Source organism: Psychrobacter sp. Ps2, from assembly GCF_022129405.1.
GTDB lineage: Bacteria > Pseudomonadota > Gammaproteobacteria > Pseudomonadales > Moraxellaceae > Psychrobacter.
Genome location: NZ_JADQAM010000052.1, coordinates 41163 through 57273 on the forward strand (window position 1 = coordinate 41163; position 16111 = coordinate 57273).

The 16111-nt window shown below is 41.5% G+C and carries 16 protein-coding genes; 4 read left to right on the forward strand and 12 right to left on the reverse strand.

Annotation, left to right across the window (positions count from 1 at the left end; genetic code table 11):
- Window positions 1–2 precede the first annotated feature (2 nt).
- The 3 genes from ilvC to I3254_RS07185 all read right to left on the reverse strand — a co-directional run bounded on the left by ilvC (window position 3) and on the right by I3254_RS07185 (window position 3363).
- Window positions 3–1019 (reverse strand): ketol-acid reductoisomerase, encoded by a 1017-nt coding sequence (gene ilvC / locus I3254_RS07175; RefSeq protein WP_101204856.1) that lies wholly within the window; start codon window positions 1017–1019, stop codon window positions 3–5.
- Window positions 1020–1153: 134 nt separating this feature from the next.
- On the reverse strand, window positions 1154–1651 hold the full coding sequence (gene ilvN / locus I3254_RS07180; RefSeq protein WP_057758828.1) for an acetolactate synthase small subunit: 498 nt from the start codon (window positions 1649–1651) through the stop codon (window positions 1154–1156).
- A complete protein-coding gene (locus I3254_RS07185) occupies window positions 1651–3363 on the reverse strand; it encodes an acetolactate synthase 3 large subunit (protein WP_197411831.1) in 1713 nt (570 codons plus the stop codon). The genes ilvN and I3254_RS07185 overlap by 1 nt, the downstream gene beginning before the upstream one ends.
- A 990-nt stretch (window positions 3364–4353) precedes the next feature.
- On the opposite strand from I3254_RS07185, the gene I3254_RS07190 reads away from it, so the two are divergent.
- The gene (locus I3254_RS07190; protein WP_101204858.1) at window positions 4354–4851 is read left to right on the forward strand and encodes a DUF4124 domain-containing protein; all 498 of its coding nucleotides are present in this window, start codon (window positions 4354–4356) and stop codon (window positions 4849–4851) included.
- A 22-nt stretch (window positions 4852–4873) separates the two neighbouring features.
- Here I3254_RS07190 and I3254_RS07195 read toward each other — a convergent pair whose 3' ends face one another.
- Entirely contained in the window at window positions 4874–6697 is a 1824-nt protein-coding gene (locus I3254_RS07195) for an NAD(P)H-hydrate dehydratase (RefSeq protein WP_238052278.1), read from the reverse strand.
- Window positions 6698–6942: 245 nt separating this feature from the next.
- On the opposite strand from I3254_RS07195, the gene queG reads away from it, so the two are divergent.
- On the forward strand, window positions 6943–8100 hold the full coding sequence (gene queG, locus I3254_RS07200; RefSeq protein ID WP_238052280.1) for a tRNA epoxyqueuosine(34) reductase QueG: 1158 nt from the start codon (window positions 6943–6945) through the stop codon (window positions 8098–8100).
- A 146-nt stretch (window positions 8101–8246) separates the two neighbouring features.
- Here queG and lysM read toward each other — a convergent pair whose 3' ends face one another.
- The 6 genes from lysM to I3254_RS07230 form a co-directional block, all read right to left on the reverse strand.
- Entirely contained in the window at window positions 8247–8756 is a 510-nt protein-coding gene (lysM, locus tag I3254_RS07205) for a peptidoglycan-binding protein LysM (protein ID WP_057758817.1), read from the reverse strand.
- A 282-nt stretch (window positions 8757–9038) separates the two neighbouring features.
- The gene (gene acpP / locus I3254_RS07210) at window positions 9039–9275 is read right to left on the reverse strand and encodes an acyl carrier protein (protein ID WP_057758815.1); all 237 of its coding nucleotides are present in this window, start codon (window positions 9273–9275) and stop codon (window positions 9039–9041) included.
- A 271-nt stretch (window positions 9276–9546) separates the two neighbouring features.
- The gene (gene fabG / locus I3254_RS07215) at window positions 9547–10275 is read right to left on the reverse strand and encodes a 3-oxoacyl-ACP reductase FabG (RefSeq protein WP_057758813.1); all 729 of its coding nucleotides are present in this window, start codon (window positions 10273–10275) and stop codon (window positions 9547–9549) included.
- Entirely contained in the window at window positions 10272–11240 is a 969-nt protein-coding gene (gene fabD, locus I3254_RS07220) for an ACP S-malonyltransferase (RefSeq protein WP_238052281.1), read from the reverse strand. The genes fabG and fabD overlap by 4 nt, the downstream gene beginning before the upstream one ends.
- Before the next feature lie 425 nt (window positions 11241–11665).
- Window positions 11666–11848 carry a 50S ribosomal protein L32 gene (gene rpmF, locus I3254_RS07225; RefSeq protein WP_057758809.1) on the reverse strand — a complete coding sequence of 61 codons (183 nt, stop codon included), beginning with the start codon at window positions 11846–11848 and terminating at the stop codon, window positions 11666–11668.
- 318 nt (window positions 11849–12166) lie between these two features.
- The gene (locus I3254_RS07230) at window positions 12167–12760 is read right to left on the reverse strand and encodes a YceD family protein (RefSeq protein WP_238052282.1); all 594 of its coding nucleotides are present in this window, start codon (window positions 12758–12760) and stop codon (window positions 12167–12169) included.
- A 182-nt stretch (window positions 12761–12942) separates the two neighbouring features.
- Between I3254_RS07230 and I3254_RS07235 the strand changes: the two genes are divergently transcribed.
- Both I3254_RS07235 and I3254_RS07240 read left to right on the forward strand, forming a co-directional pair.
- Window positions 12943–13686 (forward strand): elongation factor P hydroxylase, encoded by a 744-nt coding sequence (locus I3254_RS07235; RefSeq protein ID WP_238052283.1) that lies wholly within the window; start codon window positions 12943–12945, stop codon window positions 13684–13686.
- 232 nt (window positions 13687–13918) lie between these two features.
- Entirely contained in the window at window positions 13919–14539 is a 621-nt protein-coding gene (locus I3254_RS07240) for an L-threonylcarbamoyladenylate synthase (protein ID WP_238052286.1), read from the forward strand.
- Window positions 14540–14650: 111 nt separating this feature from the next.
- On the opposite strand, the gene rplQ is transcribed toward I3254_RS07240, so the two are convergent.
- Entirely contained in the window at window positions 14651–15010 is a 360-nt protein-coding gene (gene rplQ / locus I3254_RS07245) for a 50S ribosomal protein L17 (RefSeq protein ID WP_021813387.1), read from the reverse strand.
- Between the two features lie 19 nt (window positions 15011–15029).
- Window positions 15030–16037 (reverse strand): DNA-directed RNA polymerase subunit alpha, encoded by a 1008-nt coding sequence (gene rpoA, locus I3254_RS07250; RefSeq protein WP_021813386.1) that lies wholly within the window; start codon window positions 16035–16037, stop codon window positions 15030–15032.
- Window positions 16038–16111: the final 74 nt, after the last annotated feature.

Consider the following 16111-nt stretch of genomic DNA (forward strand, 5'->3'; position numbering starts at 1 on the left):
ACTTAGTTTTTGTCTTTATCGATGATTTTGTTACCACCGATCCATGGCATCATGCCACGTAGCTTAGCACCAGTGATTTCGATTTGATGATCAGCATTGTTACGACGACGCGCAGTCATTGATGGATAGTTGGTTGCGCCTTCAGAGATGAACATCTTCGCGTATTCACCAGACTGGATGCGCTTTAGTGCATTACGCATAGCTTCGCGTGACTGCTCATTGATAACCTCAGGGCCAGTAACATATTCGCCGTATTCAGCGTTGTTACTGATTGAGTAGTTCATGTCAGCGATACCGCCTTCATACATCAAGTCAACGATAAGCTTTAGCTCATGTAGACATTCGAAATAAGCCATTTCTGGTGCATAGCCCGCTTCTGTTAGCGTCTCAAAGCCCATTTTAACTAGCTCTACTGCACCACCACAAAGTACGGCTTGCTCACCGAATAGATCCGTTTCAGTCTCATCTTTGAACGTTGTTTCGATGATGCCTGAACGACCACCACCAACGCCAGCAGCATACGATAATGCTAACTGTTTGGCTTGACCAGAAGCGTCTTGATAGATAGCGATAAGATCAGGGATACCACCGCCTTTAGCGAACTCTGAACGTACAGTATGACCTGGTGCTTTTGGTGCAACCATGATGACATCAAGATCGCCACGTGGTACAACTTGGTTATAATGAATCGCGAAACCGTGAGCAAAAGCTAATGTCGCGCCTTCTTTAATGTTTGGCTCGATTACGTCATTATAAAGCTCTTTTTGGAACTCATCAGGCGTCAAAATCATGATAACGTCAGCAGCTTTTACCGCTTCTTCTACTTCAGCAACTTTTAGGCCAGCATTTTCAGCTTTTTTCCATGAGCTTGAGTTTGCACGTAGACCAACAGTTACATCGACGTCTGAGTCTTGTAGGTTAAGCGCGTGTGCATGGCCTTGTGAACCGTAACCGATAATGGCAACTTTTTTACCTTGGATAATAGATAGGTCACAATCTTTGTCATAATAAACGTTCATAAATAGAGTCCTTGTTCTCAAGCATGGCTTGCCATGGATAGTAAGCGCTTATGCTGTAGTCAATATAATAACTAAGATAAGCGCTTTGTTGATTAGATAAATAGATATTGGTTTAAACTGGTTTTGATAAATAATTAAATGCTTAGAGTCTTTTCACCGCGGGCAATACCAATCACACCTGAGCGAACCACTTCCATAATGCGCTCACGGCCAATCACATCAATAAAACCATCAAGTTTGGCTTTGTCGCCCACGATTTGAATTGTATATAAGTTCGAATTTACATCGACGATTTGTGCACGGAAAATATCTGCGCTACGTTTGATCTCTTCACGCACACCGCCTGTTGCACGGACTTTAATGAGCATTAATTCACGCTCAACGTGTACATTCTCCGTTAGGTTAAGCACTTTAACCACTTCAATCAATTTATGCAATTGTTTGGTGATCTGCTCAATTCTTTCAGGTGACGTAATGGTCGTAACCGTTAGACGTGAGATACTTGGGTCATCAGTAGGTGCGACGTTCAAAGTTTCGATATTGTAGCCACGTTGTGAGAACAAGCCGACTAACCGCGACAACGAACCCGCTTCGTTTTCCATCAATACCGAAATCAGATGTTGTTGTTGCATTAGGTACGCTCCCCTTTTGTTAACCACATATCACGCATGGCCTGTCCAGCGATTTGCATTGGATATACATGCTCATTACGATCGACGTAAACATCGATAAATACCAGTTTATCTTTCATAGCCATTGCTTCAGCCAATTGTGCTTCCATGGTCGCAGGGTCAGTAATTTTGATACCGACATGACCATAGCTTTCAGCCAATTTGACAAAATCTGGTAAGGAGTTCATATAAGACTGGGCATGACGACCTTCATACAGCATATCTTGCCACTGCTTCACCATACCTAGCTGCGCATTGTTAATGTTCAGAATTTTAACTGGTAAGTTATATTGCAAGCAGGTTGATAGCTCTTGGATATTCATCTGAATAGAGCCTTCACCCGTGATACAAACCACATCACGCTCAGGATTGGCAAGTTTGGCAGCCATTGCATACGGCAGGCCAACCCCCATGGTACCAAGACCACCTGAATTCAGCCATTGACGTGGCTCATTGTAAGTATAGTAAAGTGCCGCAAACATCTGATGCTGACCAACGTCACTTGTGATAATAGCGTTGCTGTTAGTCACTTTATCTAGAGCTTGTACGACACTTTGTGGCTTAATACCATTATCTGTGCTGGTGTCATAACGTAAGCCATGACGCTTACGCCACTCATTAATTTGTGACCACCAATCGAGCAATGCGTGCTGCTCTAACTGCTTGTCTTGACCAACAATCTCTAGCATGTCCGTTAAGACTGACTTCACATCGCCTACGATAGGAATGTGCGCAAGAATCGTTTTTGAGATCGAAGCAGGATCGATATCGATATGAATGATGGTTGCGTTAGGGCAGAATTTTTTAACGTTGTTGGTCACACGATCATCGAAACGCGCGCCGACGGCCAAAATCACATCAGCATGGTGCATACTCATATTGGCTTCGTAAGTACCGTGCATGCCAAGCATACCTAAGAACTGACGATCAGAGCCAGGGAACGTACCAAGACCCATCAAGGTGTTGGTCACTGGTAAATTCAGACGATGTGCAAGATCTGTTAATTCTTCGTGCGCATTGCTCCAAATCACACCGCCGCCTGCATATACAACTGGACGCTGCGCTGCTAATAGCGTTTCAATGGCTTTTTTGATTTGACCACTATGACCTTTGAGTGAAGGCTGATACGAGCGTATAAATACTTCTTCTGGATATTCATAAGCAAACTTTTCGCTAGGCGCAGTCATGTCTTTTGGCACATCAATGACGACAGGGCCTGGGCGACCAGTCTGGGCAATATAAAATGCCTTTTTTACAATCATTGGAATTTCGCTAGCATGACGTACTTGGAAGCTATGCTTAACGATAGGACGTGATACACCTACCATATCTGTTTCTTGGAAAGCATCTTCACCGATTAGGCTGCTTGGTACCTGACCTGCGATTACAACCATTGGTACAGAATCCATAAAGGCAGTAGCAATAGCTGTCACGGTATTGGTCGCACCAGGGCCTGATGTGGCCAACACGACACCAGTATTACCAGTCACTCGCGAATAAGCATCGGCCATGTGGCCCGCTGCTTGCTCATGACGTACTAAGATGTGCTCAATATTTTCTTGCTGAAACAGCGCATCATAAATGTGTAAGACCGCGCCACCTGGATAGCCAAAGATGTATTCGACACCTTCGTCAGTCAGTGCTTGCACCAGCATTTCAGCGCCCGATAGCATCACAGGCTGTGCACTACCTTCTGCAAGACGTTGTTGCTTTTGTTCAAAATTTTTGGCGGCATTACCCGTTTGGGTATGTCCCGTCATGTTCGGACTTTGCGTGGTTTGCGTCACTGTCATCACCTTTTTTTGCGGCGAGAATTTGCGGGATTCTATGAGCAAAAATAATTACTTACCGTCGTTATTTTTACTTACTGAATGATCGCTAATTCTTGTCCATATCAAGAATATCTGCCTAATAAGTTTAATTAACACTGTCTCATAGGACAATACTAATCAAACATAGCAGTGTATTTTAGGTCAGCTTTGTGATGGATGTTTATCGATATACAGTGACAAGATGCGAGTGCATCTATAAAAGAAGGCGCTTATTATTGAGATTCGATACTAACAAGTACCTATTGTGACTTTATTCGTGTGACTTTATTTGTACAGATGCATCGATATACACAAGCAAAAAAACTTCATAACCAATGCTAAATTATAAGATCTTTAGAACTTACAATAGGCTTTGGGGAAATCTCTCAACGGCGTACTATATCGCTTTTGATACAACTGCTAAAAACACATTTAGCACATTTCAAATAATAAGTTTATCTTAGTCATTGTAGACAGATAAGTCCGGAGACAATGTATCGCTATCAATAGTGGTCGTTTTGCCACTACGCTTGCTATATCATTATCACAAAGGAAATAAAACTGCAGAAGCTACCGATAAGTAACTCGTCGTTTTCTTTCTCAAGTGCCACGGCAACATCGTAAAAGCCGCTCACTGACCAATCAACTGCTATTATATTCGATGGTTTACGAGTTATTGTCAAGAAAAACTTCTAAAGCCTATCCCAAACTATTAGTTATTAAATAATATACATTGATAAGTATTATTTGCTAGAATCGATAGTCGATACATTATTACTACCAATAAAACGTTCAAGTGTTATATTTACACCCATATACATTTGATTTTTATTAAATAAGAGGATTGCTACTATGGCATATGCGTCTAAGATATATACCGCTGCCAAACTGTTGATGAGTACCGCGTGTATGCTAATGCTGTCCATGAATGCCAGTCAGGCCATTCAAGTTTATAAATCTATTGGTGCACATGGTGAAGTAAAATATAGCCAACATGCGCCCCAAGTCGGTAAAAATATTGAACTGATTGAGTTTCGTAGTGACGGTAGACAGAACAACGCAGGACAAATGGCAGGAAAAACAGATCCCAACCAGAGCAGCAATGCTCAAACTGCAGAAGAACAACGAGTAGCCGCACTTGAAGCACGTATTAAAGAACAAGAAGCTCAGGCTAATGCTCAACGCTGCCAATCATTACGTAATAATCTGACCAACCTAAATGTAGGCGGCCGTATCTATGAGATGGATGCTAACGGCAAACGTCAATACCTAGATGGTCGTGAGATTGAGCTTAAGCGCGAGCGCGTACAGCAAGCGATTACTCAGTATTGCTCCAACCCTTCTACCTAGTCAGACCTCTTGAAAGCAAATATCAAACTACCATAAGCTGCATGACGTGACGAATGGCTGCTGGCATATCTTGAGCTTGTAGCCCTCGTTGCCCTACTAGCAATGTACTGGTGTCGCTATTCGCTTGATTTACTAATACATCTCCTGCAAACCCATGTATAAGAACCGCTTGATGTAAGCTACGCGCCTCTGCTGATAAATCTTGCTGTGCCAATAGTCCAGCGGTCACCCCAGATAGCACATCACCCATGCCAGCGGTTGCCATGCCAGCATTCCCTATATCACAGACATATATTTGCTCTTTTCCCTCTTCTTGTTCTAGCACTAACGATCCAGCCCCTTTTAATACCCAATTACCGCCATACGTTACAGCGCACTGTTTTATAGCTTGCAGTCTATTGGACTCAATCTTACTTATCTTTTGATCAAGTAATCTAGCTGCTTCCCCACTATGCGGCGTTAAGCAAACTCGATGATTCGTACTGTATTCTCGTAGCTCTGTTACCAGTTCATGATTATCCATATGCAGCGATGTCAAGTGATAAAGTCCATCTGCATCAATCACAATTGATTTTTCATTCTCTATAGCAGCCTGTACATAATCAATAAATAATGTTTTGGCTTTTTCGTCGCGGCCAAGTCCCATCCCAATGGCAACGACACTGGCCTGCTTGATTAAATCTCTTACGCCGCTTGCGTCATGTAGATTAATAGTCATCGCATCTGGCAATGAAGTCAGTAACGACCCATGAAAAGCCTCATGACAGGCAACTGTTATTTTACCAGCACCTGTCGCCATCGTACTGGCTGCAGACAGTATGGCAGCACCACCCATACCCTGAGAGCCATCGACGCGATTTCCGCCAATGACTAGCACATGACCATAGCTGCCTTTATAGCTGTTTTGGCGACGCAGATTCATACTATGTGCAGCCGTCATCAACGTGGCAACTGGCTCAAATGCTTGACTGGCATTTTTCTCAGCTATCGTATGATGGCTAGCTGTTTGCTGGCATGCTTTTTGATAAGGTATCAACGGTATATCGATTACGTCTCCGCTATAATCTGTACCATCTTTAGTATGCAGACCAAACTTACGCGCAATCAAACATAGAGTCACGTCAGCTTGTATTGCTATGCGCTCGAACACTTCACCAGTAGAAGCCACTAAACCACTTGGAATATCAACTGCTATTGCTAGTGTGTTATTTTTCTGAGTAACGTTGTTAAAAGCTTTAATAGCTGATTTATAAACGCCTTCTGGTGCACGATCTAAGCCAATACCAAATAATGCATCGATATAGATATCAGCTGGCAAAACTCTTTTATCCGCATCATCGTGACTAACAATGTCTTCAAATCGTTGATAGTGACAGCTGCTAGCTAAAGCTATCTGTAATGCCTTTATCGAGTCAGTAATATTGCTACTATCGCTGTCTCCATTGTTAGGAGTTTTAGAAGTTACTGATTGATCATGGAGATCAAAATCATTTTCACTAAAGCCAACTGTTATTACTTCTACTTGCCAGCCAGCTTGCTGTAAATAATAAGCGATAAGCCAGCCATCACCACCATTGTTACCTTTCCCTACCCAGATACTTGCTCGACGTGGATAAGCACTACGCTGATAAACGTTAGTATTGGTAGAATGGCTGGCACTGACGGTTTTTCGCTCATAAACCTGTTCTATTTGCTGTGTCATTTGCCAAGCAGCTTGTTTCATCAAACCAAAACTGTCGTATCCCTCTGCAAACCAAGCCTGTTCCATCGCATAAACCTGCTCACTACTATATAGCGCGATAGGTTTTGTATTTTTTATAGGTAATAAATTGGTATTATTTCTCATAACTTATCCTTGGTGTTTCTACTCATTTTTTATTTTATTTAAATTTGGTTGCTCATTTCTCATATCAGCTTAGCAAAAGCTTACCTCGACTTATGTATCAATATGAATGTGAGTTTATTTTCTTTTATACTTGCACTCATTGCTCACTGGCTTATCATAGCCGTATTTACATTATCTCTGATTGTCAGATATGAATAATCTGATTAAAACAAACGAGAAAACCATCTAATAAGCACCTACTCTCTATGCCTACTGATAAAAACAAAATTACCATTACCAATCCAACTGTATTCGCAACCACAGCTGATGTTAAGCAGTGGATTACAACACAAGCACAGGCATTAGGATTTGCTGATTGTGGTTTTTTATCTGTGCATCATCCTTTGTTTACTCAGCAGATTGAACAACTACAGAAGTGGCTAGATAAAGGCTATGAGGGCCAGCTGCAGTTTATGCATAATAATCATGATCTGCGCGCTCATCCTGATCAGTTAGTTGAGGGCGCAAAGACCATCATCAGCGTACGTATGGACTATCTAACTCAAGCACCCACACCGCGTGCTGTCACTGATAACGACCATCCCAATAAAGGCATCATTGCGCGTTATGCAAGAGGGCGCGACTACCATAAGACAATGCGTAGCCGTTTAAAGCAATTGGCTTTAAAGATAGAAACAATGCTTCCTGAATGGCAACATTTGGATATCGGTTCAGAGAAAGAATTTGTGTTTAGACCTTTTAGCGATTCAGCGCCTATCTTTGAGCGGCCGATTGCAGATGCAGCAGGTCTCGGTTGGACGGGTAAACATACACTACTTATAAATAAGCAAGCTGGCTCATTTTTTGTGCTCGGTGAGCTATTTTTGAGTCTTGAGCTGCCCGATGATAAACCGGTCAAGGAGCATTGTGGTAGTTGTAGCGCTTGTATTGACATATGCCCTACTCAAGCAATTGTAGCGCCCCATGAGCTCAACGCCTCTGCTTGTATCTCTTATTTGACTATCGAGCATGATGGAGTCATCGATACCAAATATCGACGCGCAATTGGCAATCGGGTTTTTGGCTGTGATGATTGCCAGTTAATCTGTCCATGGAATCGTTATGCCAATCTGACTACCGTCGATGACTTCGCACCAAGACATGGACTGGATAATAGTAGCTTACTTGAACTATGGCAGTGGCAAGAAGCCGACTTTATGAAGAACACTCAAGGTAGCCCGCTAAGACGCACCGGCTATGTGAATTTTTTACGTAATATTGCTATCGGACTTGGCAATGCTAATGCCAGCTTAGAAGTGGTCGAACAGTTAAAATCTAAATTGACCTTACATAATGATATGCTAGATGAGCATATCGAATGGGCTGTAGCTGAGCAGCACAATAAGCTAGACTCGACTAATTAACCAATCACTCTATGACTATCAAATCTCCCTGAGATAAAATGGTTATTTAAAGTGTACGATATAAAAAAAGCCTCTTAATGATAAGAGGCTTTTTTGATTAGAATATCATATTTAAAGTATTATTTTTCTATACGCTTCTTCTAGCATTACGGCTTAGGAATGCGTAATACTTGACCTGGATAGATTTTATCTGGATCAGATAACATTGGCTTGTTTGCTTCAAATATCTTCATGTAATCGCCAGATGAACCATAAACTTCTTTAGCAATCTTAGATAAACTGTCACCAGACTTTACCGTATACATTGTAGATTCAGGTGCATCTTCTTCGATATCGATGTTATCAATAACTTTTGCAACGTTTTGCACGTTACCGATAGCGATAATGGCTTTTTCACGATCAGCTTGAGTTTTAGCATTACCACTGATTTCTGCAGTATCTGTAGAACCATTATATTTAATTTTTAGGTTACTGATATTGAGGTTCTGCTGCTGAATACGGCGCAACAAAATATTGGCAACTGATTGTGCACTCGGTTCACTGCTTTGTACTGGTGTATTAGCATCTGCTTTCGTTTCTGTCTTAGCATCATGCTTTTCGTCGTCACGGTTAAAAATCTTATCACCGATATCTTTTGCAAAGCTAAACATACCCATATATCTACTCCTTGAAATATTATTATTTGTCATTCTTTTAATGAAATGCGCAATCAAACAATATTTTAAATGTCTAACTGGCATCCTTTTTTACGATTTACTGTTATGAGTATAGATAAAGTGAGTCGATGTAGATAGTAATAGTATGTTGAATAATGTTGAATTAACGTAGTCAATGTTAAATTCGATTACTGCGTTTAAAGATAACAATCACGCACCCATAAAAAAACCGCCTATCTAATCAGATAAGCGGCATTATAAATCTGCTAAATAAGTAGCAAATTATAGTTGGGCTTGTACGTAATCAATTGCTTTTTGAACAGTAGTCAATTCTGCAGAATCTTCATCAGGAATAGTGATACCAAAATCACTTTCAAATGACATAACCAATTCAACTAGGTCTAAAGAATCTGCACCTAAGTCTTCCATGAATGAAGCATCGTTGTTGATGTCTTCAACATTCATACCTAGTTGCTCAGCTACTGCTGCTTTTACTCTTAGCTCGATATCATTACTCATGTAGATCACTCCGTTATCATCTATTATTTTTAATAAACTGCTATATCGCCTTGTTTAAACGCTATAGCATGGTATATAAAATGCGTTTGCCAGACCAGCAATGCTGTCTGAGTACTCTATGACATGTTATACAGTCTGTCTGATGTCTAATAAAGCCCTGTTATCATACAGGGCTTTGACTCAAAAGTATCCGTCATTATAGCACCCTTTATTATAGTTTACACTCGTTCACACAGTTTTTTATTATAACTATGTAACGCTCATATATTGACTACATATACATGCCGCCATTGACAGGAATAACAGCACCTGTGATATAACTGGCCTCGTCGCTAGCCAAGAAATGTACCGCTGCAGCGATGTCTTCTGGCTGACCAAGACGGCTGATAGGTACAGCATCTAACATAGAGTTCAATAGGCGCTCATCAAGCTCATCTGTCATATCCGTTTCGATCAAGCCTGGTGCCACACAGTTGATGGTCACTTGGCGTGAACCGATCTCACGTGCAAGCGTACGGCTAAACCCTTCTACGCCAGCCTTGGTCGCCGCATAGTTAGATTGGCCTGCATTGCCCATTTGAGCGACGACAGAGGTGATATTAATAATACGGCCACGGCGTGCTTTCATCATACCGCGTACGGCACGTTTACTCATGCGATATACCGATGTCAAATTGGTGTCGATGACATTTTCCCAATCTTCATCTTTCATGCGCATCAGTAGACCATCTTGAGTGATGCCGGCATTGTTAACCAATACTTGTACCGCGCCATAAACGCTTTCGATCTCTTCAAACAATTTGTCAATTTGAGCAGTATCACGTACGTCTAAAACACGACCAATACCACCAGTATCATGAAGGTAGTCATCGATAAGCTCTGCGCCCTTTTCGGTGGTCGCGGTTCCAATGACAAAATGTCCTTCTTTAGCAAAACGTTTGGCCACTGCTTTGCCAATACCTCGGCTAGCGCCAGTCACTAATGTAATCGTACGGCTCATAATAACACCTCCAATAATTTTTCTAGACGGGCAGGCTTGTCAGTAGGGTAGCTTGCGATTGGCTGCGCCTGACGCTTCGCCAAATTGCTCAGTACATTACCACTGCCGCATTCGATTAATATATTAATTTGCTTATCAGCTAGCTCTTGCATGGTTTTTGACCACAGTACTGGCTCGCTCAGCTGTTCAGTCAATGCTTGCTTGATACCGACCGCACTGGTTTCAACGCGTGCATAGCGATTTTGTATCACAGGAATGGTTGCCTGATCAAACTTGATACCCGCTAGTATCTCAGCCAATGCATTGCTGGCAGGTTCCATAAGTGCGCAATGAGACGGCACACTCACTTTTAGAGGAACAGATTTTTTGCCAGTATTTTTGACTTTATCAATAACAGCATTAACACCAGCAGCGTTACCCGAGATAACCACTTGTCCTGGACTATTGAAATTGGCTGCACCGACTACGGCATCTTCTACGTGTTCGGTTGCTTGCTCACACAGGTTTTCGACTCGGTTATCTTCTAGTCCTAATACTGCAGCCATAGCAGTATCGACACCTACAACGGCCTCTTGCATCAACTGACCGCGCTTATGTACTAAAGTGACTGCATCACCAAGCGATATCACATTGGCAGCACACAGGGCACTGTACTCGCCCAGAGAGTGACCAGCTAAATAACAAGGCGTCTCTTCTATTTTTTGTTGTAAGACACGCCAAATAGCAATACTAGCTGTCAAAAGCGCAGGCTGAGTATATTGGGTTTGATTGAGTTTTTCTTCGTCCTGACAGATTGCCCACAAATCCTCGCCAAGCGCATCACTCGCTTCGGTAAATGTATCGCGTATCTCTGGATAGATTTCGGCAAGCTCGCTCGTCATCGCGACTGCTTGAGATCCTTGTCCAGGAAAAATAACCGCGATACGAGCGGGTTGCTTTTTTACCATATCGGGTACAGAAGCCATAACCAATATTCCTTATCTGATTAGAAATATCCCTAAAAACAATGGGGTGTATTATATTATTAGATGCTATACAAAGCCGCTACTTCAAGTATTTATGCAAGAAAACGGATTGTCAGTAAACTATACACTGACAGACACTATTATCATAGCGGATGCAAACCAAACAGCAAGAGTAACGCTGCCCAAATTAAAGGAGCAGATTATATCAGCACATTTTTAAATCTACTAAAAATAACAAGCGAATTAAGCAATAAGTCTAGTTATAAATAACAAAAAGCCAAGTTATCCAGCCACATAATATATGATAGCGAAATAACTTGGCTTTTTTTAGCTCAAAGCTTATTGACTAATAATAACTAGGCAAAAACAATAATAGTCACCAGTACTATTATCATCTTCGCCTAAGCTATCACAGAGCCAATGTCTTAGGCGTCTTGGCTGACTTTGAACAGTTGACGACCACGGTAGAAACCATCTTTAGTCATGTGATGACGACGATGTTTTTCACCAGTAGTAGCATCTACGCTTAGTTCAGCAATTTCCATACGGTGATGTGAACGGCGCATGTCACGACGAGAACGGCTTTTACGACTTTTTTGAACAGCCATGATATAGCTCCTATACTTAAAAGGGATAAGCTTGAAATTCAGCTTAAGTCGATACTGACAGAGGCTATATAATCATAACAACCTAAGTCTTAAGCATCATTAGTTAAATAGATTGCCACTCACATAAAGCACTGACCAAGGCTGAATTCTATAAAAAATTTACCCAGTCAGTTTCTATCAGCAAGCAACAGGTTGCTCGAATGCAATAAACCGGACATTATACGCATGTTTATTAAATTAATAAAGCCCTGCCTTGCACTCTTCTGTACAAAGCTGATAAAAGGCTTTTTAAATGCATTGAGTAGATAATTTTGACGCTTATAGTTTGCCTTTTAATGAGGCTAAAGCAGCGAAAGGATTTTCACCCTCCTCTTCTTCTGGTATCTCACCAAACTGCTCAATAGACATCTCACAATCGTCATGCTTTGGCGCCATTGGGGTCTTGAGCAAGATCTCGTCTTCTACCAACTTCTTAAATGGTAACAGACGCTCTGGCGATTGCTCGGTGACGATTTCATCCAGTAATAAATAATCTTGTTCATCTTTAACTAGGCGAACCTGACTATCGTTTTCTAGTAGCGCGATGTCATAATCATCAGACAAGTCTATCGCGATTGGTTGTAAGCAGCGCTGACAAGTTAGCCAAACATCACCTGTCAAAGTAAATGCTAAATGCAAGACGTTGTTGCGACGATATAAGTTAGCGTTGAGCTGTATATCTGACTGCTCATGTTCAGTACTCAAAGTAGTAGCAAGACGATCAAACGAGCTTGGTTTGACCTCTCCTGACCATTCATAACCAGTATCTGCCCATTTATCTAAGGAGATGTGCTCAGGCATGCCAGTAGATACAGGCACTTTTTTGTTGTCAGCGTGAGATGCTGACGGTTTAGTTTCTGGAGTGCTTGACATGCGCGGCCTCATTCATAAAAACGGTGTATAATATTGCCTGCCATACTAACGGAAAGTGCCATATTCTGCTAGCGCTAGTATGTTAAGATTTTTTGATAGCAAATTTGTTTAAGCTCTTTTACTACTTACCTTTTTACCTAAAGTTTTTTGTCTTTAGTATTTATTAAGTCAATGTCTTCTCTATGAATCTATCCGATAATAAAATGAATTTTTCTGATTTACTTTCTCCTACTGAAGCAAGTTCGTTGCTGCAACAGCTTACTCAGTTAGGGAGTCATACTGAAAATTCAGCCAACAACAAACTGAATCTTGATAAAGATGAGTATTTAAACGAATGCAGAAGTCAGTGGCAAAGGCTGTATAGTACTCAATCTGACAATACCTACTCAGCAGAATCGATAGTTGATAGCGAACGATTAGCTACCGATTGGCTCATACAGTTATTTAATACTTTATTCGCTGATCAGCAAGTTATATTGGTTCGTAGCAATGATGAACCCGAATATTTTCCAGCTCAAAATGATAAGCCTGCCAGAATTGAATTCGCTCATGGCTTTTTTGCTAGTGCTCTGCATGAGCTAAGTCATTGGTGCGTAGCTGGCGACGCTCGTAGACAACTATCTGACTTTGGCTACTGGTATGCTCCAGATGGACGATCAGCGGCGCAGCAGCAAGCATTTGAGCGTGTAGAAATCAAACCTCAAGCATTAGAGTGTCTATTCACCTTGGCGTGTGGACGAAATTTCCAAATCTCACAAGATAACTTGTTTGCCGACTTCGACACTAGTAGTAGCACCTTTGCTATTGATGTCTATCAGCAAGTCCAAAGCTATATAGCCAAACCTCATACTCTGCCGCGTGACGCTAAGACTTTACTGACTGCGTTACTTAGCGCTTGCACTTCTTCATCTGAAACCAGCGCTTAGTTTAAATTACTAAGCGTTCCTACTTATTAACGATTTTCTACGGTTGGTAACGCCTTGCCACTAAACTTATATCTACTTTGAGCTATACTGATAACTGAAGTAGTATTTTGAAGATATCGATCTACTTTAGTTCTAGAGTAGTTTTTCTAATGTATCTAGTAATTGAACTGCATCTAACTAATGAAAAATTTGTCTCAATTAAAAACCAATAATTATAAAATAAGGAACCACTATGGAAGTCTTCTATATTCATCCCGATAATCCGCAGCCACGTCTCATTGAGCAAGCCGCTGACCTATTGCGCAGAGATCAGTTAATTATTTACCCAACTGATACCAGTTATGCTTTTGGTTGCCGTTTGGGTGCAAAGGATGCCCTAGCGAAGCTTAAGCAAATCCGCGAACTCGATGATAAGCATCAATTTACGCTATTGTGCCGAGATCTGAGAGAGATTGCCAACTATGCAACAGTTGATAATGTTCAATTTAAACAGTTGAAAGCCCACACACCTGCCCCAATTACTTTTATTCTTACTGCCACTAAAGACGTACCCAAGAAACTGGCGCATGCAAAGAAAAAAACCATTGGTATTCGTGTGCCTAGCAACCCTATTGCTCAAGCATTATTAGAAGCGATGGATGAACCTATCTTAACCAGCTCACTGATTTTGCCTAATCGAGACGATATTTTGGATGACCCATTTGAGATTGAAGACTTACTAGGCAATCAAATCGACGGACTGATCAATGCAGGTATAAAGACGACCAAGCTTACTACTATCGTAGATATGACTAGCAGCGTTCCTGAAGTTATCAGGCAAGATGCTGCCAATGTCGATTCGTTGTTACTCTAAACAGCTAGTTATTGCTTTAAACAACTACTAGTATATCTAGTCAAATTTAAGACAAAAAAAAGCTCCAATTGCATTGGAGCTTTTTTATGGGAATATGTCTTAGGTGTAAAACTAGTCACGATCAACCAATTCTACATAAGCCATTGGCGCATTGTCACCATCACGGTAACCGCATTTTACGATACGCAAATAACCACCTGGACGCGTCTGGTAACGAGGACCTAACGTGCCAAATAATTTGCCTACCATAGCTTTGCTACGCATACGGCTGAACGCTAAACGACGGTTAGCAACGCTGTCTTCTTTAGCCATAGTGATCAATGGCTCGGCAACGCGACGTAGTTCTTTAGCTTTTGGTAAAGTTGTTTTGATCAGTTCATGCTCAAATAATGAGTTAGTCATGTTCTGAAACATTGCCTTACGATGACTGCCGGTACGACCCAGCTTGACTCCACTCTTACGATGGCGCATAGTCAAAAATCCTTAAAGTTTAACGGCTACGATAAGAAAAGCGATCATCAACACGTAAATCAGCTGGTGGCCAGTTATCTAGGCGCATACCGAGCTCTAAATCTTTAGACGCTAATACGTCCTTGATTTCTGTCAATGATTTCTTACCAAGATTTGGGGTTTTTAGAAGTTCAGTCTCTGAACGCTGTACCAAATCACCGATATAGTAAATGTTTTCAGCTTTCAAGCAGTTGGCTGAGCGAACCGTTAGTTCAAGATCGTCCACAGGGCGTAATAGCACCGGATCAACCTCTTCTTTCTCTTTCACAGGCTCAGGCGCTTCTTCAGCTTCTAGGTCAACAAAGATAGAAATCTGTTGTTGTAAAATAGTGGCTGCTTTACGAATTGCTTCTTCTGGATCTATAGTGCCATTAGTTTCAAGCTCAATGATAAGACGATCAAGATCAGTACGCTGCTCTACACGAGCGTTCTCAACCTGATAAGCAACACGAAGCACAGGACTAAAACTTGCATCAAGCTTTAAGCGTCCAATTGCTTTAGTATCACCATCTTCACGGCGCTGGTTTGCTGGCTCATATCCACGACCCATCACTACACGCAAACGCATCTTAAGATGACCACGATCGCTCAATGTACCCAAGACCAATTCTGGATTGATGATGTCAACATTGTGCGGCAACGCGATGTCTGCAGCAGTAATAGTGCCTGGACCTTGTTTATCCAAGGTCAAAAATACTTCATTTTGGTCATGAAGCGTAATTGCTAAGCCTTTTAGGTTCAAAAGCAAATCAAGTACGTCTTCTTGCAGGCCTTCAAGCGTTGAGTATTCATGGTCAACACCATCAATCTCAGCTTCAATGACTGCAGCACCAGGTAATGAAGATAACAAGATGCGACGCAGAGCATTACCTAGGGTATGCCCAAAGCCGCGTTCTAACGGTTCGAGCGTGACTTTCGCAATCGTTTCGTTAACCGTATCCACATTAATGGCATTCGGCGTTAGAAACTCAGTTGCATTTAGCATCATGATGTCACCTCGATTTATTAAACTGGTTTAATTAACGTTAATTGCTCAATGCCATTTTCATAACATTGAGCATT

What these genes read in the sequence shown, in the direction of transcription:
- ilvC (WP_101204856.1), bottom strand. Translation starts at nt 1,019, where the DNA reads ATGAACGTTTATTATGACAAAGATTGTGACCTATCTATTATCCAAGGT.
- ilvN (WP_057758828.1), bottom strand. Translation starts at nt 1,651, where the DNA reads ATGCAACAACAACATCTGATTTCGGTATTGATGGAAAACGAAGCGGGT.
- I3254_RS07185 (WP_197411831.1), bottom strand. Translation starts at nt 3,363, where the DNA reads ATGCTATCGGGCGCTGAAATGCTGGTGCAAGCACTGACTGACGAAGGT.
- I3254_RS07190 (WP_101204858.1), top strand. Translation starts at nt 4,354, where the DNA reads ATGGCATATGCGTCTAAGATATATACCGCTGCCAAACTGTTGATGAGT.
- I3254_RS07195 (WP_238052278.1), bottom strand. Translation starts at nt 6,697, where the DNA reads ATGAGAAATAATACCAATTTATTACCTATAAAAAATACAAAACCTATC.
- queG (WP_238052280.1), top strand. Translation starts at nt 6,943, where the DNA reads ATGCCTACTGATAAAAACAAAATTACCATTACCAATCCAACTGTATTC.
- lysM (WP_057758817.1), bottom strand. Translation starts at nt 8,756, where the DNA reads ATGGGTATGTTTAGCTTTGCAAAAGATATCGGTGATAAGATTTTTAAC.
- acpP (WP_057758815.1), bottom strand. Translation starts at nt 9,275, where the DNA reads ATGAGTAATGATATCGAGCTAAGAGTAAAAGCAGCAGTAGCTGAGCAA.
- fabG (WP_057758813.1), bottom strand. Translation starts at nt 10,275, where the DNA reads ATGAGCCGTACGATTACATTAGTGACTGGCGCTAGCCGAGGTATTGGC.
- fabD (WP_238052281.1), bottom strand. Translation starts at nt 11,240, where the DNA reads ATGGCTTCTGTACCCGATATGGTAAAAAAGCAACCCGCTCGTATCGCG.
- rpmF (WP_057758809.1), bottom strand. Translation starts at nt 11,848, where the DNA reads ATGGCTGTTCAAAAAAGTCGTAAAAGCCGTTCTCGTCGTGACATGCGC.
- I3254_RS07230 (WP_238052282.1), bottom strand. Translation starts at nt 12,760, where the DNA reads ATGTCAAGCACTCCAGAAACTAAACCGTCAGCATCTCACGCTGACAAC.
- I3254_RS07235 (WP_238052283.1), top strand. Translation starts at nt 12,943, where the DNA reads ATGAATCTATCCGATAATAAAATGAATTTTTCTGATTTACTTTCTCCT.
- I3254_RS07240 (WP_238052286.1), top strand. Translation starts at nt 13,919, where the DNA reads ATGGAAGTCTTCTATATTCATCCCGATAATCCGCAGCCACGTCTCATT.
- rplQ (WP_021813387.1), bottom strand. Translation starts at nt 15,010, where the DNA reads ATGCGCCATCGTAAGAGTGGAGTCAAGCTGGGTCGTACCGGCAGTCAT.
- rpoA (WP_021813386.1), bottom strand. Translation starts at nt 16,037, where the DNA reads ATGATGCTAAATGCAACTGAGTTTCTAACGCCGAATGCCATTAATGTG.